Source organism: Paenibacillus sp. 32O-W (assembly GCF_007679495.1).
GTDB classification, from domain to species: Bacteria; Bacillota; Bacilli; order Paenibacillales; family NBRC-103111; genus Paenibacillus_L; species Paenibacillus_L residui.
This window is the reverse complement of the sequence record NZ_VEGP01000074.1, coordinates 1-17645: the sequence shown is the minus strand read 5'-3', so window position 1 is coordinate 17645 and position 17645 is coordinate 1. Positions and strand designations below refer to the sequence as shown.

At 53.5% G+C, this 17645-nt stretch carries 16 protein-coding genes; 6 read left to right on the top strand and 10 right to left on the bottom strand.

What is annotated here, in order from left to right; genetic code table 11:
* Positions 1–9 precede the first annotated feature (9 nt).
* Positions 10–1986, top strand: coding sequence for a DNA topoisomerase IV subunit B (gene parE / locus FS806_RS21760; protein ID WP_144940841.1), 1977 nt, complete (start codon positions 10–12; stop codon positions 1984–1986).
* Between the two features lie 14 nt (positions 1987–2000).
* Positions 2001–4457 carry a DNA gyrase subunit A gene (gyrA, locus tag FS806_RS21755; protein ID WP_144940838.1) on the top strand — a complete coding sequence of 819 codons (2457 nt, stop codon included), beginning with the start codon at positions 2001–2003 and terminating at the stop codon, positions 4455–4457.
* Positions 4458–4575: 118 nt separating this feature from the next.
* On the opposite strand, the gene FS806_RS25920 is transcribed toward gyrA, so the two are convergent.
* Positions 4576–4746 (bottom strand): hypothetical protein, encoded by a 171-nt coding sequence (locus tag FS806_RS25920; protein ID WP_186328478.1) that lies wholly within the window; start codon positions 4744–4746, stop codon positions 4576–4578.
* Between the two features lie 217 nt (positions 4747–4963).
* Here FS806_RS25920 and FS806_RS21750 point away from each other — a divergent pair, with 217 nt between their 5' ends.
* Positions 4964–5374 (top strand): MarR family winged helix-turn-helix transcriptional regulator, encoded by a 411-nt coding sequence (locus tag FS806_RS21750; protein WP_144940835.1) that lies wholly within the window; start codon positions 4964–4966, stop codon positions 5372–5374.
* A 2-nt stretch (positions 5375–5376) separates the two neighbouring features.
* Here FS806_RS21750 and FS806_RS21745 read toward each other — a convergent pair whose 3' ends face one another.
* The 6 genes from FS806_RS21745 to pxpB all read right to left on the bottom strand — a co-directional run bounded on the left by FS806_RS21745 (position 5377) and on the right by pxpB (position 10422).
* Positions 5377–6096, bottom strand: a complete 720-nt coding sequence (locus FS806_RS21745; protein ID WP_260982212.1) for an RluA family pseudouridine synthase — start codon at positions 6094–6096, stop codon at positions 5377–5379.
* Positions 6093–6959, bottom strand: coding sequence for a class I SAM-dependent methyltransferase (locus FS806_RS21740; protein WP_144940832.1), 867 nt, complete (start codon positions 6957–6959; stop codon positions 6093–6095). Before FS806_RS21740 ends, FS806_RS21745 begins: the two co-directional genes overlap by 4 nt.
* Before the next feature lie 158 nt (positions 6960–7117).
* Positions 7118–7768 (bottom strand): pyroglutamyl-peptidase I, encoded by a 651-nt coding sequence (gene pcp / locus FS806_RS21735; protein WP_144940829.1) that lies wholly within the window; start codon positions 7766–7768, stop codon positions 7118–7120.
* Between the two features lie 91 nt (positions 7769–7859).
* Entirely contained in the window at positions 7860–8639 is a 780-nt protein-coding gene (locus FS806_RS21730; RefSeq protein ID WP_144940826.1) for a LamB/YcsF family protein, read from the bottom strand.
* The gene (locus FS806_RS21725; protein ID WP_144940823.1) at positions 8621–9658 is read right to left on the bottom strand and encodes a 5-oxoprolinase subunit C family protein; all 1038 of its coding nucleotides are present in this window, start codon (positions 9656–9658) and stop codon (positions 8621–8623) included. The genes FS806_RS21730 and FS806_RS21725 overlap by 19 nt, the downstream gene beginning before the upstream one ends.
* Complete coding sequence (gene pxpB, locus FS806_RS21720) at positions 9655–10422, bottom strand: 5-oxoprolinase subunit PxpB (RefSeq protein WP_144940820.1); 768 nt, start codon at positions 10420–10422, stop codon at positions 9655–9657. Before pxpB ends, FS806_RS21725 begins: the two co-directional genes overlap by 4 nt.
* 276 nt (positions 10423–10698) lie before the next feature.
* Here pxpB and FS806_RS21715 point away from each other — a divergent pair, with 276 nt between their 5' ends.
* The gene (locus tag FS806_RS21715; protein ID WP_313960611.1) at positions 10699–11022 is read left to right on the top strand and encodes a hypothetical protein; all 324 of its coding nucleotides are present in this window, start codon (positions 10699–10701) and stop codon (positions 11020–11022) included.
* Positions 11023–11260: 238 nt separating this feature from the next.
* Here FS806_RS21715 and FS806_RS21705 read toward each other — a convergent pair whose 3' ends face one another.
* The 3 genes from FS806_RS21705 to FS806_RS21695 form a co-directional block, all read right to left on the bottom strand.
* On the bottom strand, positions 11261–11845 hold the full coding sequence (locus tag FS806_RS21705) for a PadR family transcriptional regulator (RefSeq protein WP_144940814.1): 585 nt from the start codon (positions 11843–11845) through the stop codon (positions 11261–11263).
* A 46-nt stretch (positions 11846–11891) separates the two neighbouring features.
* Complete coding sequence (locus tag FS806_RS21700; RefSeq protein WP_144940811.1) at positions 11892–13421, bottom strand: DHA2 family efflux MFS transporter permease subunit; 1530 nt, start codon at positions 13419–13421, stop codon at positions 11892–11894.
* 172 nt (positions 13422–13593) lie between these two features.
* The gene (locus FS806_RS21695) at positions 13594–13773 is read right to left on the bottom strand and encodes a YjfB family protein (protein WP_144940808.1); all 180 of its coding nucleotides are present in this window, start codon (positions 13771–13773) and stop codon (positions 13594–13596) included.
* A 353-nt stretch (positions 13774–14126) separates the two neighbouring features.
* On the opposite strand from FS806_RS21695, the gene FS806_RS21690 reads away from it, so the two are divergent.
* A complete protein-coding gene (locus FS806_RS21690; protein ID WP_144940863.1) occupies positions 14127–14300 on the top strand; it encodes a GapA-binding peptide SR1P in 174 nt (57 codons plus the stop codon).
* Positions 14293–16938 carry a pyruvate, phosphate dikinase gene (gene ppdK / locus FS806_RS21685; protein ID WP_144940805.1) on the top strand — a complete coding sequence of 882 codons (2646 nt, stop codon included), beginning with the start codon at positions 14293–14295 and terminating at the stop codon, positions 16936–16938. Before FS806_RS21690 ends, ppdK begins: the two co-directional genes overlap by 8 nt.
* Positions 16939–17645 lie beyond the last annotated feature (707 nt).

The window sequence follows — 17645 nt, the reverse complement described above, 5'->3', positions numbered from 1 at the left end:
GGCACATGAATGGCCGAGCAGTTGGATTTATTCACGCAAGACAATGCGCCTCGTACAGCGGAGTACGGGGCGGATGATATACAGATACTGGAAGGATTGACGGCTGTACGCAAGCGGCCGGGAATGTACATAGGGAGCACCGGAACGTCCGGATTGCACCATCTCGTATGGGAAATTGTCGATAATTCGGTGGACGAGCACCTGGCCAAATTCTGTTCGGAGATCGAAATCGTTATTCATAAAGATCAATCGATTACCGTCCGGGATAATGGCCGGGGGATTCCGACCGGAATACACAAGTCCGGCATCCCTACGCCGCAGGTGGTCTTCACCATGCTCCATGCCGGAGGTAAATTCGGCGGAGCCGGTTACAAAAAATCCGGGGGATTGCACGGGGTCGGGGCATCGGTCACGAATGCCCTGTCCGAATGGCTGGAGGTAGAAATTTACCGCGACGGTAAAATCCACAAGCAGCGATTCGAGTATTGGGTGGACGCCGACGGCAAAGAGCACGTCGGGGAAGCGGTGACCGGTCTGGAGGTCATCGGAAACACCAACCGGACAGGGACGAAGGTCTCTTTTCTCCCTGACAGAAGGGTGTTTGCCAACGGAATCAGCGTCAGCTACGACACACTTGCGGAGCGGCTGCAGGAAATCGCGTTCCTGAATTCCGGGCTGAAGGTGACGATCAAGGACGAGCGGTCGGAGAAGGTCGATCACTTCGAATACGATGGCGGAGCCAGCCAATTCGTTCAATTTTTGAATGAAGGGAAGTCGGTTCTGCACGATGTCATTCATTTCGCCGCGGAGAAGGATGAGATCGAAGTGGAGGTTGCGCTGCAATATAATGACGGCTATACGGAAACGTTAGCCTCTTTCGTTAACTCCATTCCGACCCGAGGCGGCGGAACGCATGAAACCGGGTTTAAGACGGCTTACACCCGCGTGATGAATGAATACGCCCGCAAGACGGGGATTTTGAAGGAAAAGGACAAAAATCTGGACGGCGCGGATTTGCGCGAAGGACTGATGGCCGTCATCAACATCAAAATGAGCGACGTCGAATTTGTCGGACAGACGAAAGATCAGTTGGGCAGCTCATCGGCGAGAAGCGCGGTGGATGCGGTCGTATCCGATAAAATGGCGATTTTCCTGGAGGAAAATCCGCAGGTTGCCCAGATGATGCTCAAGAAGGCGGTGCAATCGGCGAAGGCCCGGGAAGCGGCTCGTAAAGCCCGGGAAGAAGTCCGCTCAGGCAAGAAAGGGAGGAGCGAAAGCTCGAATCTGAACGGAAAGCTCACCCCTGCCCAGTCCAAGGACTATGCGAACAACGAGCTGTTCATCGTGGAGGGGGATTCGGCCGGAGGCTCGGCCAAGCAAGGAAGGGATTCGAAGCATCAGGCGATCCTCCCGCTCAAAGGAAAGCCTATGAATCCGGAGAAGGCCAAGCTTCTGGATATTTTGAAGAATGATGAGTATAAAGCGATCATTGCAGCCATCGGGGCGGGAGTCGGCAGCGAGTTCGACCAGGAAGAAAGCAATTACGGCAAAATCATTATTATGACCGACGCCGATACGGATGGAGCTCACATTCAGGTGCTGCTGCTGACTTTCTTCTACCGTTACATGAAGCCGCTTATTGATTCCGGACGGGTATATATCGCTCAGCCTCCACTGTACAAGCTGACCAAGAAGGCCGGCAAGAAACCGGAGGAACGCTATGTGTTCAGCGATGAAGAGCTGCAGCAAGCGATGAAGGAAATGGGCAAGAACGTAGAAATTCAGCGTTATAAAGGGCTCGGAGAGATGAATCCCGAGCAGCTGTGGGAGACGACGATGAATCCGGAAAGCCGGACCTTGTTCCAGGTCATGATTGAGGATGCGGCCAAGGCGGAACGCAGAGTGTCCACTTTGATGGGCGATAAGGTCGATCCCCGGAAGCGCTGGATTATTGAAAATGTGGACTTTACGGAATTTGAAGAATAGAGGGGACAGACGCCATGAGTAAGCTGGAAAAATTTTTACCTGCCTTTTTAGAAGATGTCATGGGAGACCGGTTCGGCCGCTATTCCAAATACATCATTCAAGACCGGGCGATTCCGGACGTTCGTGACGGACTGAAGCCGGTACAGAGGCGCATCCTGTATTCCATGTACGAAGCCGGGAACACGCCGGACAAGCCCTACCGCAAATCGGCCAAGACGGTAGGGGATGTCATGGGGAACTACCATCCGCACGGAGATGCTTCCATTTACGACGGAATGGTCCGTATGGCCCAATCCTGGAAAATGGGGCATGCGCTGATTGACGGCCACGGCAACTGGGGGTCCCAGGACGATGATCCTCCGGCGGCGATGCGTTATACGGAAGCCCGGTTATCGTCCATCGCCATGGAAATGCTGCGCGATATCGAGAAGCGGACGGTAGTGTTCAAGGATAACTTCGATAATACGGCCAAGGAGCCGGTCGTTCTGCCTTCGCGCTTCCCCAATCTGCTGGTCAATGGGGTGAGCGGGATCTCCTCCGGTTTTGCCACGGAAATTCCGCCTCACAATTTACGCGAGGTGATCGACGCATGTATGGCGGTCATGGATGATCCGGACCTGACCCTGGAACAGTTGATGGAAATCGTGAAGGGACCGGATTTCCCGACCGGCGGAATCATTATGGGGGAAGACGGCATTCGCGAAGCCTATCGAACGGGCAAAGGGCGTATTCACCTGCGCGCCAAGACGGAGATTGAGGATTTGCGGGGCGGCAAGCAGCAGATCGTCATTACGGAAATTCCGTATCAGGTCGTGAAAGCCCGCCTGGTCACGGCCATGGAAAACATCCGGCTGGAGAAAAAGGTGGAAGGGATTGCGGAGGTACGGGACGAAAGCGGGCGCAACGGGCTTCGCATCGTTGTCGAGCTGCGGAAAGACGCGGACGCCCAAGGAATTCTGGCGTACTTGTTAAAGCGCACCGATCTCCAGGTGACCTATAACTTCAACATGGTGGCGATTGTCAACAAGACACCACAGCAGCTTGGCTTGAAGCAGATGCTGACTGCCTATATCGCTCACCAGAAGGAAGTCGTCACCTACCGGACGCAATATGATCTGGAGAAGGCGGAGGACCGCGCTCACGTAGTCGAAGGGCTGGTCAAAGCCCTGAATATTCTGGATGATGTCATTGCGACGATTAAAGCTTCCAAAAACCGCCAGGATGCCCAGAATAATTTAGTCGAGCAGTACGGCTTTACGGAAAGACAAGCGGATGCGATACTCACGTTGCAGCTGTACAGGCTGACTAATCTCGAAATTACGTCCCTGGAAAAAGAACTGAAGGAAGTCCGCAAGACGATCGACTATTTACAATCGATTCTGTCCAGCGAACGGAAGCTCTTTAAGGTTATCAAGGATGAGCTGACGGAAATCCGCGATCGCTACGGTATCGACAGACGCTCCGAAATCCAGGGCGAAATGGAAGAGATCAAGGTCAACCTGGAGGTCATGGTCCCGGCAGAGGATGTCTTCGTGGCGTTGTCCAATGAAGGCTACGTGAAACGGACCAGCAAGCTATCCTTTACCCGGTCCGGCGGCGATGTGGACAGCATAGGACTTAAGGAAGGGGATTTCCTCCGCTTCCTGCTCGATGTGAATACGATAGATAACTTGCTCATTTTTACCTCGAAGGGCCAGTATTACCTGCTCCCCGTCCATCAGGTCCCCGAGTACAAATGGAAGGAGAACGGGACGGCGATTGTCAACGTGATACCGATCGCCAAGGAGGACCGCATCGTTTCGGTCATTCCGGTCAAAGATTTCGAAGATCCGGAGCTGTCCGTCGTCTTCGTCACCCGTAAAGGCCAGGTTAAACGAACGGCACTGAAGGAATATTTCACGAACCGATCCAATGCGATTATCGCCTGCAAGGTTTCCGAGCAGGATGAGATCATTGCAGTCCAATTATCGGATAACCGCAAGGATTTACTTCTGGTTACGAAGAATGGAATGAGCATCCGCTTCATGGAGGATGAAATCAACAGCATGGGCCGGGCCGCTGGGGGCGTCCGGGGCATTCAACTGAAGGATGACGATGAAGTCGTTGCCGCCGAATGGGTCAAAGGGGAAGAAGGAGAAGTGCTGGTCGTAACCGATCTGGGGTACGGCAAGCGTTCCCTCCTATTGGATTATCCGTTGCAGGGCCGCGGCGGCCGCGGGGTATTCACCTTCGAATTCAAGGACGGCAAACGGGTCCGTTCCAACGGCTCCGTAATCGTGGGAGCCTTCGCGGTTAAAGAAGAATACGAACTAACCGTTATTCTCGATGACGGCGGGCGACACAGTTTCTCAACGGAGAAAGCTCCTATTGAGGAGCGCAAGTCAACGGGCAAGCTGCTTGTTCCGGCCTCCAAAGCCAATAAGCTGGAGTACATCGGGAAAAAAGCGACGATCGAGGAGACTCCGAAATAAAGGTTAGGGCTTCGCTAGGCGGTCTGTCCGGTACTTAAAACGACTTAAAACGCCTATCGCGGCAATTTATCGCTGAATGCAGGCCTTTCCGGACATCAAGGGTTGATCGGCCGACGGATTAATCATATCCGATGGATGGTGGATCGATTTTGTCAAGCAGATTCAGTGCAATTTCCAAAATGGCCCAAGCCGGCATCGGTTCATCGAACCGTTCCTGCCAGCTTGGGTCGTTGATTATTCCTTCCTTCAATGCGCGAATGATGATTTCCCGCTTTATTTGACTATCCATGTCGACTCCCCCTTTCTAATCCTTCAAATCCAGGGTGCGATTCTACAAAATCTGATCCTCGGGTCATCTGCCTATTTTATGTGTATGTTGAAGAGCGTCAAAAGGTACATTTTCACATCGATTAATGTCATAAAGTATTAAGCGGATTAAACTTTAAATCGACATTCGGTCAGTGCTATAATGAGGACAAACCAAGGAAACCGGAGGGAAGAATCGCATGTATACGAACGATTTCGCCAGACTGTGGTTTAAACTTTCCAAAGATCTTAAGAATCATATGGAAACCGGCTTGGCCCCAACGTTGACCGAAGGACAATTGAATGTACTGGAACTGCTGGAGGCTCACGAGAGAATGAAGCCCTCGGACTTCATTGCCTATCTGGAGACGACTCCGGCTGCTATAACGACATTGCTGGACAGAATGGAAAAGGGCGGCCTGATCGTCCGCGAACGGGATGATCATGACCGCCGAATCGTCTGGGTGAAGACAACGGACAGGGGAAGAGAGGAATGCGCGAGGGGAGTGCAAATCCGGGAGCAGTTCCTGCAATCGCATCTGGACCGGATCTCCGCCCATAATCAGCAGCTGCTGGTCTACTTGCTGGGCAAGGTCGCCAACGCTTCCTGAGCCTACTTCAGCTCCAGCTCCTCCCTCCACTCGGTCCATGGGTAAACCGTCGGTGGGCTGCAGGAGAACGTCATCCACTCCCGCTTGACCGGATGTTCGAAGGAAAGACTGGAGGACCACAGGGCAATTTGCTGTCCGGGCCGGTTCCGGCCGTGCCCGTAACGCTGATCGCCATATAAAGGGTGGCCTTCCGTCGACATTTGTACCCGAATCTGGTGGGAGCGTCCGGTGAGCAGATGAATCTCGACGAGACTCAGCAGCTCGGAAGGGCCTATAACCTTGTAGTCAAGAATGGCTTCCTTGGCCCCGGCTTTGGCTTTGGGTACGGAGGAGACGGTGTTCGTGCTGCTATCCTTAAGCAGGTAATGAACGAGCCGGCCCGCAGTCGGCTTGGGGGTTCCGTGGACAACGGCCAGATAGGTCTTGTCCAGCTTCCGGGTACGGACGGCCTCGGCCAAGCGGGAAGCTGCCTTGGAGGTTTTGGCGAACACCATGACTCCGCCTACGGGACGGTCCAGACGGTGGACCAGACCGAGATAGACATTCCCTGGCTTTTGATAGCGGACTTTCAAATCTTCCTTAAGAACGGACAGCAGGTCCGGATCGTTCGATTCGTCCTGTTGAGACGGCATATTCACCGGCTTCACCACCACCAGGATGTGATTGTCCTCATACAGGACAGGAACCTTCATAGGAGGAAGACCGGCCTTCGTCATCGTCATAATTCCCATCGCCCCAATATTCCACAGGGCAGCACCAGCCCGCTTGCCGTGATCGGCAATCCGATTTCTCCGGTAGCAATCGTCCCCCCGTGCTTTCTCTGCAAGGCGAGCGTTAGTATATTGGCAAGCACCGAAGCGGAAATTCCTGTCGTATACGAATTGATCAGGAAGAACAGCGGCCGGTCGGACAGAATGCCGGTACACGATTCCACGAACGGATACAGGTCCTTCTCCAGCTTCCACATCTCCCCGTTCGGTCCCCTGCCGTAAGAGGGAGGGTCCATGATGATGGCGTCGTAACGGTTGCCGCGGCGGTGCTCGCGCTGGACAAACTTGAAGACATCATCGGTTATGTAACGGATAGGACGGTCCGCAAGGTTGGACAAGGCGGCGTTCTCCTTCGCCCACTGAACCATTCCTTTGGCCGCATCGACATGTACGACCTCCGCGCCGGCCGAAGCGCAAGCCAGGGTGGCGCCGCCGGTATAGGCGAACAAATTCAGCACTTTGATCGGCCTTCCGGCTTGCCGGATCTTGTCCATCATCCAATCCCAGTTGGCGGCTTGTTCCGGAAACAGGCCGGTATGCTTAAAGCCGGTGGGCTTGATATAAAACTTCAAGCGGCCGTAGGAAATGCTCCAGCGCTCCGGGAGCTTGACCCGTTCCTTCCATTCACCGCCACCGCTCGAGCTGCGGTAATAACGGGCGCTAGCCTCTTTCCAAAGCCCGCTGTTGCTGTCCTCCGCCGGCCAAATGATCTGCGGGTCGGGGCGTCTCAGGACATAGCCTCCCCAGCGTTCCAGCTTCTCCCCGTCTCCGGTATCGATTAATTCAAATTGTTCCCATCGATCTGCAACGTACATTCGTTATGCCTCTTTTCAACTAAACTGGATTCAAGTGAATTTCCTTTCTATTCTACAACACCCGGGCCCGCATTATCCAGTTGGGACGGAGTTCCATCAAGCCGCTCTCCTGAAACGCGGGACGAATCGCTCTTATCACACCATACTCGTCCTTAGGATTAATGAAGCTGTCCGCCTTCGACAGGGATTACCTCCTGCCCGCAGGCGATGCTGGTCTGAACGGCTATTTCCAATGCCCGCACGATAACTTCCAGACTCATGCTCGGCCTGTCCGGGAATGCCGCAGCCTGTTTCGGGAGGTAAGGGATATGGATAAAGCCGCCGCGAGTGCCCGGATAACGGGTCGCCAGCAGGTGAGACAGCCCATAGAACAAATGGTTGCATACGAAAGTGCCTGCCGTTTGGGAAACGGAGGCCGGGATGCCTGCTTGCCGCAGGCGGCTTACGATGGTTTTGACGGGCAAAGTGGACCAATAGGCCGCCGGACCTCCAGCAATAATCGGGGTATCTATCGGACGGTTGCCTTCATTGTCCGGAATCGGCGCGTCATCGATGTTGATCGCTATCCGTTCGACGGTAATTCCGCTGCGCCCGCCGGCTTGACCTACGGCAATGACAATATCAGGCTGAAGGGCATCGATGGCCTTCTCGAGCACGTTCAGGCATTTGCCAAAGACGGTCGGCATTTCCAGAGCCTCCAGCCTGGCTCCTTCGACCGCTGCTCCCTGCAGCCGTTTGACGGCCTCCAGTGACGGGTTGACCGTTTCGCCGCCGAAAGGCTGGAAGCCTGTAAGCAGTACGGATTTCATGCTTGATCTCCTCCTGTCCCTGAAAGTATGGAAAGGGTGTAAACAGTGATTCGATTCTGTTGGGCAAAGAAGGTGCGGGATAGCCTTAAGCTTATAAACCGCCTTCCTGCTGCCGCTGTGGTGAGCGAATGGCAATTCCCGCGGCCAGCAGCGCTTCGCGGATGAGGCGGGAGGAGGCCAACGCTTCTTCGCCGTCTCCGTGAATGCAGACGGTCTGGACCTCCAGGCTGACCTCCTGCCCGTCCAACGAGCGGACCTTCCCCTCGATGGTCATCCGGACAGCCTGGTCCGCCGCTTGCTGCGGGTCGGTGAGGAGGCCGTGCGGGTGGGAGCGCGGAGTCAGCGTTCCGTCCGCCTGATAGGTCCGGTCGGCGAAAGCTTCGCTGACGGTCGCAAGCCCAAGCTTGCGGCCGGCGCGGATCAATTCCGATCCGGACAAGCCGAACAACAGCAGGGACGGATCTACCCGCCGCACGGCCTCCGCCACGGCTTCCGCAAGCGGAGCGCTCTGGGCCGCCATGTTATAGAGGGCGCCATGTGGCTTGACATGCTGCATGGTACCGCCCTCCGCATGCACGAAGGCCTGCAGGGCCCCGACCTGGTACACGGTCAGGTCGTAAGCTTCCTGGGGCGTGATCTCCATCCGCCGGCGTCCGAAGCCGGCTCGGTCCGGAAGCCCCGGATGGGCCCCGATGGCCGTCCCTGCCTCCAGCGCCAGACGGACGGTCTTGCGCATCGTGGACGGATCTCCGGCATGAAAGCCGCAGGCGATGTTCACGGAGGTGGCCAGCGGAATGAGGGCTTCGTCATTGCCGATCCGGTAGGCTCCGAAGCCTTCGCCCAAATCGCAGTTCAAGTCGATAGTATACAAGAATGAACCTCTCCTTCATTTTGCTTCAATTCAATGGACAGCGCGAGCTTCCGCAATTCCGCTTCCCTCTGCAGCAGGAGCGTCTCGGCCTCCGCACGGGAGATTTGCCGGAAGGCGAGTGTGTCCCCCGGCTTCACCTGCGCCAACACCGGAAGGTCGACCTCGGCAATCTGAGCCAGCTTCGGATAGCCGCCGGTGGTCTGCCTGTCGGCCATCAGAATGATCGGGCGGCCGTCCGGGGGAACCTGCACAGTGCCCGCCGTCACCGGCTCCGAAATGCTATCCGCCGGCTCGCTGAGCGCCAGCAGCGGCCCGTCCAAGCGGTAGCCCATCCGGTCGGAGCGGGAGGTGACGAGGAAGCGCGAGCAGCCGAACCGGGTTCGGCTGTCGGCGCTGAAGGCGTCATATTCCCGCCCGGGGACGTACCGCAGGACGGGGTCCTCGCGGTAGGGCGGCAGCGCCTCCCGGCGGATGAACCAGCCGGTGGCGGCGAAGGGCCGCCTGCCGCAAGCGGCGGCGAGGCGGGCGGCCAGCCTCCGCGCGCGGTCCCCGGCGGGGCCGAGCGGCAGCGTATCGCCGCGCTGCAGGGGCCGGCCGTGCAGTCCGCCGATGCCGGCGCGCAGGTACAGGCCGCGGCCGCCCAGCACGCGGGGAGCCGCGATGCCGCCCGCTACGGCGAGGTACGCGCGGCAGCCGCTCCGGCAGCCGCCGAAGCGGAGCGTGCCGCCGCGTTTGACGTAGACGGGCCGCCAGGCCGGCACGGCATCGCCGTCGATGGAGGGGGACAAGTCCCCTCCGCAGATGGCGATGAGCGCATCGGTGTCGAACCGGAGGGCCGGGCCCGTCAACGTCATTTCCAGGGCGGCAGCGTCCTCCGCGTTGCCGACCAGCGCGTTGGCCGTCCGCAAGGCGAAGGCGTCCATGGCGCCGCCGACCGGAACGCCGTATTTCTGGAAGCCGGCCCGGCCTTTGTCCTGGACGGTCGTGAAAAGTCCGGGTTGCAGAACGTGCAAGCTCATGATCGACGTCTCTCCCATTGTTTGTATTCTGAGGCCGTAATCGGCTGAAAGCGGACCGTATCCCCGGCTTGAAGCCGCGTGGGCGGGGATTCCTCCGGGTTAAACAGGACAAGCGGAGAACGGCCGATCAGCCGCCAGCCGCCCGGAGTGGGGAGCGGATATATCCCCGTTTGAGTGCCGGCGATGCCTACCGAGCCCGCCGGGATCACAGATCGAGGGGCAGACAAACGGGGAGCCGCAATTCGCTCCGACATTCCGCCCAAGTAAGGGAACCCGGGAGCAAAGCCGATCATATAGACACGGTAATCTCTGCCGGAGTGAATAGCGATTACATCCTCGGGAGTGAGCCCGTTCAGAATCGCAACGTATTCGAGATCGGGGCCGTACTCTTCCCCGTAGCAGACGGGAATGGATACTACCCTGCGGTGAACCAGAGGTTCAGCTTCATGGCTCTCCGTTCGGGCAGCCGCTTCCCGGACCCATTCGCATACCGCCAAATACGGTGAAAGGACGTTTTGACCCGCGGATTGAACCGCTTGCTCAGGACAGGACACAGTATACGGGTCATAATAAACCGCGAGCGTGTTGAAAGCCGGGACGACCTCAATCAAGCCGGGAAAAGACCGGGCTTCCAGCTCCGCCGCCAAAGACAGGACCTGATGATGGATATCCGGGTCAATGCGGTCCCCCAGCTCCACGAGAACGGCGGATTCGCCAAGCGGGAAGATCCGGGGATAGGGGGATGGGAATAATTCGGGAGTCAATACGGTCCCTCCTTGCGTATATAATCCTAATATCTACCCTCTACGATACAACCTAACGGATCGTCCCGGCAACCCGTAATTCATGCGGGCTGGAGGGTAGGGGAGTGGTCATGGCGATGTTCGGATTGCTCCCCCCCGTCGGCTCCCTCCTTTGTTTGTCACGTATGTTCTCGGATGGGGAAAAAGACAAGCCTTCGTTTTTTCCGTATGATTCGAACCTTTCTCTAGGCATTGGCATAGAATGCAAGGGAAAGTGACAAAGATCGGAGGCTGTAAATGATGAATGTGGAACTTGTTAGCCGGCAAACTGTTTACCAGGCGGATGCGGAACGCGTGGAAACGATCAAATCCATCCGCAGCAAGGTTCGGATGATCTGTGGGCAATGCATGCAAAGACCGGTTCGTGTCGAAATGATCGACGGGCATGTTTATGAAGGGACAATTGTCCATATGGACAACGGACATCTCTATTTAAGCGTCCCCCAATATCCTTCCATGCAGCGGTCATTCTGGAATCCGTATTACAACGCTTACGCATATAATAATGTCATCCTTCCGTTAGTCCTTTACGAATTGCTGGTCATTACCTTGTTGTCGTAATAATGGGAAATTGACCGGGGGAGCATGCGGGGAAAAATCGAAATTAAAGAAACGGAGTATAGAAATAAAGCATTGTTCAATTTTAATGGCAAAAGAATTGTGATCTACAATGCAACGGTGATTACGAAAAAAAACATTTTATTCCGGGTGGAGGGAGCCTATGAGAGGCTTCCATCTATCCGGTTTTTTTGCTTTTGCTGTCAAAAGGAAAAAGAGCTAGCGGGCAAGATAAGACCCGCTAGCTCGGATTTTGCCCATCGGGAAAACCTTCCGGGGGGGCCCCGATTTCGGTCAGTTTTCCGGCTTTGGCTTCCTCATAAAGAGTTTTGAGCCAATTCCATTCCGTCAAAGCGTGAAGATAGCCCCCCCACATCATATGCAGGCTGGAGCGCGAGGCGTAGGGGACGTGTTCGTCGTAAAGAGCCTTCATTTTATGGACCATCTGCTCCATACTCTCCATCTGTTGCCGCACAATTTCCGCAATTCGGTCCTGATCCCCGTATCGGGCGAAAGAGAGGGCGGCAAATAGAGGATGCACAAGCTGCGGGGGCTCTTGCATCTGCTCCAGGAGCATAGTTTGAAACTGTTTCTTGCCGTCCTCCGTTATCCGATAAATGGTTTTCTCCGGCCGATTTCCTTCGCTCGTCACCTCTACTTTTTCAATCCAGCCGTTTTTATTCAATTGATCAATCGCATAGTAAAGAGAGCCGTATTGAATTTTCATATAATAATGCATTTCTCTTTCTTTCATTTCCTGCAGCATCTCGTAGGGATGGTTGTCCTTCTCCATAAGCAGTCCGAGGATAGCCAATTTCATAGACATACGGTTTCACACCTCTTGCCATACTTTTCCCCCGGCTAGTTAGAATTTACGCCTGTGCATTGGATTCCGAACCGGCCGGAAAGGTCCTTTCCTTTCCTATTTTAGCATTTCCTATCCACAAAATGAAAAAGAAAGTGACAAGGACTATCGGTACTGCCCACATAAAAGCGTAAGCGATGGAATCGGAGAGAATTCCCGTAATCTGATCCAATAGCCCGGCGGGAATCATCGACCGCACCTCTTGATCGAGAAGCGCCTCCGGATTGCGGAACAGCTCCCCCGGCTCCGTCTTGACGAACCATTCGGCATATCTCGTCGTCAAGGCATTGGTTTGCAGGCTGCCCAGCAAGGAAATCCCCAGCGTATTGCCTAAAGCCTGGGAGAACCGGACCAGAGAATTGACGGTTCCTCTATGGTGTTTGCCTATTCTATGCTGCGCCATTAACGATGAAACCGGAAAAGATATGCCGATGCCCAGGCCCATTAGCATCATATCCAAAGTTATGATCCAGCGAGCGGAGTCCGGCGTAATCATGCTGAGCAGGATGACGGAGGCCAGCAAGCAAGCTGCTCCCGGAAGCATAAGGTTACGATAAGCGGTTCTATTGACAAAGATGCCTCCAATGGTGCTGCCTGCCACCAGGCTTAACATCATCGGCATAAGCACAATCCCCGCATTTGTCGCCGATCCTCCGATAACCCCCTGAATGAACAAAGGAATTAACGAAGCGCCTCCCATTAGAATCATTCCGAATCCGACGCCAATAACCATGCTGGATATGAAAAGCTTTTGCTTGAACAAGGAGAGCGGAATAAGCGGATCGGCAGCCCGGGTTTCCGCCCACAGGAAGACAAGAAGTAAAACGGCAGAAGCCGTGAACAAGCTGATGACTACAGGAGAAGACCAGGAAGATTGATTGCCCCCCAATTCCAATGCGAACATCAGGCAGAGAATCGAGCCGATCAACAGCAGGGTACCGGCCCAATCAATAGAGGAGCGGATGCGGGCGAAAGATTCGCGGTAGAAGTAGACGACGAGCAGCAGGGCGGCAATGCCCAGAGGCATGTTGATATAGAAAATCCATCTCCAATGAAGATGGTCGGAGAAGAATGCCCCGGCAAGCGGCCCCAATACGCTGGAAAGACCGAATACGGAGCTAAATAAACCGACGATTTTCCCCCTTTTGTCGGGAGGGAACAGATCGAAAATAATCGTGAAAATGACGGGCATCAGCGATCCGCCTCCGATTCCCTGCAGCACCCTGTAAAGGATGAGCTGTGTCATAGATTGCGAGCTTCCGCAGAGCAATGAGCCAATCATGAATAAGATCAAGCCAAGGACAAAAAACAGCTTGCGCCCGTATTGATCGGAAAGTTTGCCGAAAATGGGCATTCCCGCCGCACTCGCAACCAAGTAGGCGGAGAATACCCAGAAAAACTGATCCATCCCTCCCAGATCGGCAACGATGGTCGGGATGGCCGTGGATAAGATGGTCGAGTCCAGGGACACGAGCAAAAGAGCCAGCATCAGCCCAGCGATCGTGACGCGAGTGCCTTTAGATGGTTTTGTGTTCATTCGAGACCTCCATATATTATAATTTGAATAATATTTATTATAATATATAAATTAGAATAAAAATCAATAAAAAAATCGCCTCCTTCAGAAAAGAGGAAGCGACTTGGTTGCATAATTTCATTGAGGTAACGGATATGAACCTGAATAACTTCTTAAGCCGGGCAGCCGGCGATTAAATACGAATGTCCAAGTTATGGCCCAAATCCGGATGGATGCTTGTGGTTTCCATCATCTGTGAGATCGTTTGGCCCTGCTGCTCGGCCTGATCTTTGGACATGCTCAGCAGACGAATCCCGACGGATTGAGACAATGATGCCTGGCTGAGTACTATAGATAGGGCTGCTATATCCATGTAAACCCTCCTCGTTTTGGATTTCATAACTAATATCGGTCTTTTGGCGTTAAAAGTGAAATCACGGGGAAAAAAGAATCGAATGCTTTTGACTCAGGCCCAGTTATGTCGGGGCTCCGATTTTAATTGAGAGCATTCATGAAGGCTGGCGGACAAGAATAGATGAATTTACAGAAAAAAACGTAATAAAAAATGATTAAATTTATATATTGCGTCATATAAATGATTAATGTATTATAATACTACGAATATGACGTCATATATTAATTTATAGTACTCATAATTAAGCTCTATCTGACAAATAGGTTTAGAGCGACAAAAAGCTGGGAAGGGGAATGTGTGTGGAACATAATATGGGTTTAACGGAAAAGACGGCTGGCGTATTTCCTTTGGAACTCGGTACTATTTTATGTCGAAGCTGCGGCAGAATTATAGGAACGGTGCCTACAGAGGGTGTCCGAATGTTCTACACGGAATGCAATGAAGGAAATTGCAACCGGGTTGGAGGAGTCGAAGCGGATGAATAACAATAAATGGGTCTATCGTTTTCAGGAAGGCAGCAAGACAATGAAGGAACTGCTTGGCGGCAAAGGAGCTAATTTGGCGGAGATGACAGGCATCGGTCTTCCGGTGCCTCCCGGATTTACCATAACTACGGAGGCATGTCGTGCTTTTTATTTGGGGGGGTGTGCTCTTCCGGCAGACTTGATGGAGCAGGTCGTTTCTGCACTCCAAGCTGTGGAAACCGAAACCGGCCAACGATTTGGCGATCTTGAGAATCCGCTCCTGGTATCCGTCCGTTCAGGTTCGGTCGACTCGATGCCTGGAATGATGGATACGATTTTGAATCTCGGGCTTAACGATGATACGGTGAGAGGCTTGGCCGAGTCTACGGGGGATGAACGTTTCGCATACGATTGTTATCGCCGCCTTATCCAAATGTACGGAAATGTTGTGCTTGGAATACCTTTAGTTCATTTCGAAGAACGGTTGGATTTCATGAAAAGAGAGATGGGCTGTACCGAGGAAGGAGAAGTAACGGCAGAAGGCTGGCGAAGATTAATCGAAAATTACAAAACCCTCATTCAACAAGAAACTTCGGGGGCGTTCCCGCAGAACGTCATGGAACAGCTTGAGAAAGCGATTGAAGCGGTGTTCAGGTCGTGGAACAACTCCAGAGCGATTATTTACCGTAAAGCCCATCGGATACCGGATGAAGTAGGGACTGCGGTTAGTATCCAATCGATGGTTTTTGGGAATAAGGGGGATGATTGCGGAACCGGAGTCGTGTTCACCCGAAACCCGGCTACAGGGGATAAAATGCTTTTTGGCGAATATTTAACCAATGCACAAGGAGAGGATGTAGTTGCCGGAATCCGAACCCCGCTTCCTATACGCCGTATGGAACAACAAATGCCTGATTTATATCGTCAGCTTACAGAGCTGGCCGATAAATTGGAGCGGCATTACAAAGATATGCAGGATATCGAATTTACGGTGGACAAGCAGAGGCTTTACATATTGCAGACCAGGGGAGGCAAAAGAACGCCGCAAGCCGCTATGAGAATTGCGGTACAAATGGTTGAGGAAAAGATCATCACTAAAGAAGAAGCATTGCTGCGAATTGACGAAACCCATCTTAACCAACTGCTCCATCGGTCTTTCGATTCTTCCGCTGAATTAGATGTGATCGCTACAGGCCTTCCTGCTTCTCCAGGCGCCGCCTGTGGGCAAGTTGTCTTTGATCCAGACACAGCCGAGCAGTGGAAGAAGGAAGGCAAGCCCGTCATCCTTGTCCGCACGGAGACGACCCCGGAGGATATTCACGGGGTGATTGCGGCCGAAGGAGTGTTGACGAGCCGTGGAGGAATGACCAGCCATGCGGCGGTCGTGGCCCGCGGCATGGGGAAACCATGCGTATGCGGCTGCGAAGAGTTGAGCGTTGAGGACCGGGCGTTCAGAGCGGGTCAGCGTCTGATTCTTGAAGGAGATTGGATTTCGATCGACGGGGCGACCGGACAGGTCATAGCAGGGGCTATTCAGGTGAAGGAAGCGAAGCTTTCCTCCGAGCTTGAACAGATTTTACATTGGGCGGACGAGGTGCGCAAGCTTCGTATAATGGCGAATGCGGATAATCCGGACGATGCCCGCAAAGCCGGAATGTTTGGTGCAGAAGGCATCGGGCTGTGCCGGACTGAGCATATGTTCTTCGGGGCAGACCGCCTTCCGGTTGTCCGCAGCATGATTCTGGCAGAGAGCAGGGAAGAACGGATGAAGTGGCTTGCCCAATTGCTGCCAATGCAGGAGGAGGACTTCGCGGGTCTCTTTCGCGCGATGGGCGGTAAGCCGGTAACCATCCGTCTACTCGATCCGCCGATGCATGAATTTCTTCCTAATTTGGAAGAACTGCAGCAGCAATATTACAGGGCATTAGAACATGCCGATCAAGCGAATCTGGTTGAATTAGAGCAGTTGATCCGCAAAGTACGTACGCTTCATGAAACAAACCCGATGCTGGGTCAGCGCGGCTGTCGCCTCGGAATCGTGTTCCCGGAAATTTACGAGATGCAGGTTGAAGCGATATTCCGTGCCTCGGCAGCATGTTTGTCGGAAGGGATTAAAGTCGCTCCCGAAATTATGATCCCACTTGTTGGCCATCCCCAGGAAATAAGGCATATGCGTCAGGTAGTGGACCTTGTGGCGGAACGGGTCCTTGGTAGGGAACAGAACGCCATACATTATAAAGTCGGAACGATGATCGAGGTTCCTCGCGCTGCATTAACTGCTGACCAGATCGCCGAGCATGCAGACTTTTTCTCCTTTGGGACAAACGATTTAACTCAAATGACGTTTGGATATAGTCGTGATGATGCCGAAGGAAAGTTTTTAAACCATTATCTTGAGCAAAAGCTGCTTCCGCATAATCCGTTTCAAGTTCTTGATCGGGAAGGTGTCGGGCAACTGATCGAATGGGCACTGGCAAAAGGCAAAACGGCAAACCCCCTATTAAAAACAGGAGCTTGTGGGGAGCACGCCGGTGATCGCTCTTCAATTATGTTTTTCCATGCCGCGGGCCTGGATTATATCAGTTGCTCACCGTATCGTGTTCCGTTAGCTCGGATAGCTGCAGCCCAAGCGCAGTTGCTGATAGAGAACGTGCGGTAAAAATATAAATATATTCAAATCGAAGGGGCTGTCCCAAAAATGTTCGCATAAAACGGGAAAATCCCAAAAATGAAGGCAAAAAGGACCTCAAATCCCACTCTGAGTGGGAACGGGGTCCTTTTTATCAGCGAAATTTAACTCTAGGTGGGGCTTGAAAAATCATAGATCGACTTATAAGAGAACCCCTTCTTTGGCTGTTATCCCAATAACTCAGGATTGGTTTACCTACTCCGATGCCTAAACGTATTTTGTTCCTAATGAAACCCTGGTTATTTATTTAAACCGTTAAAAGAACTATTTTCCCTGGACAATGAACCTGCGATGTTCCATATAAATAATCCGCGCGATCTTTCGCCCGGCCATATCCTGTGGTTTTGCCGATATTTCTAAGACAATATCTCTATTCTTAGCCCCTTTGACTGTTATCCCTTTCGCTCAGAAAATATACGGCGCGACGTTCTGTTAGATAGTAACCATCAACCAACCCAACGACCCCAACGACCCCAACGACCCCAACGACCCCAACGACCCCAACGACCCCAACGACCCCAACGACCCCAACGACCCAACGACCCCAACGACCCCAACGACCCCAACGACCCCAACGACCCCAACGAACCAAACTAACCAAACTAACCAAACTAACCCAACCATTGCAACTTTGGCATTTCGTCAGAAATATCCCAAGATCAAATGTGCAACATTAA

Excerpts from the sequence above, each read along its gene's own strand:
- FS806_RS21715 (WP_313960611.1), top strand. The coding sequence starts at position 10,699 with ATGATGAATGTGGAACTTGTTAGCCGGCAAACTGTTTACCAGGCGGAT.
- parE (WP_144940841.1), top strand. The coding sequence starts at position 10 with ATGGCCGAGCAGTTGGATTTATTCACGCAAGACAATGCGCCTCGTACA.
- FS806_RS25920 (WP_186328478.1), bottom strand. The coding sequence starts at position 4,746 with ATGGATAGTCAAATAAAGCGGGAAATCATCATTCGCGCATTGAAGGAA.
- FS806_RS21750 (WP_144940835.1), top strand. The coding sequence starts at position 4,964 with ATGTATACGAACGATTTCGCCAGACTGTGGTTTAAACTTTCCAAAGAT.
- pcp (WP_144940829.1), bottom strand. The coding sequence starts at position 7,768 with ATGAAATCCGTACTGCTTACAGGCTTCCAGCCTTTCGGCGGCGAAACG.
- FS806_RS21695 (WP_144940808.1), bottom strand. The coding sequence starts at position 13,773 with ATGGATATAGCAGCCCTATCTATAGTACTCAGCCAGGCATCATTGTCT.
- FS806_RS21690 (WP_144940863.1), top strand. The coding sequence starts at position 14,127 with ATGGGTTTAACGGAAAAGACGGCTGGCGTATTTCCTTTGGAACTCGGT.
- FS806_RS21740 (WP_144940832.1), bottom strand. The coding sequence starts at position 6,959 with ATGTACGTTGCAGATCGATGGGAACAATTTGAATTAATCGATACCGGA.
- FS806_RS21745 (WP_260982212.1), bottom strand. The coding sequence starts at position 6,096 with ATGACGATGACGAAGGCCGGTCTTCCTCCTATGAAGGTTCCTGTCCTG.
- FS806_RS21705 (WP_144940814.1), bottom strand. The coding sequence starts at position 11,845 with ATGTCTATGAAATTGGCTATCCTCGGACTGCTTATGGAGAAGGACAAC.
- ppdK (WP_144940805.1), top strand. The coding sequence starts at position 14,293 with ATGAATAACAATAAATGGGTCTATCGTTTTCAGGAAGGCAGCAAGACA.
- FS806_RS21725 (WP_144940823.1), bottom strand. The coding sequence starts at position 9,658 with ATGAGCTTGCACGTTCTGCAACCCGGACTTTTCACGACCGTCCAGGAC.
- FS806_RS21700 (WP_144940811.1), bottom strand. The coding sequence starts at position 13,421 with ATGAACACAAAACCATCTAAAGGCACTCGCGTCACGATCGCTGGGCTG.
- gyrA (WP_144940838.1), top strand. The coding sequence starts at position 2,001 with ATGAGTAAGCTGGAAAAATTTTTACCTGCCTTTTTAGAAGATGTCATG.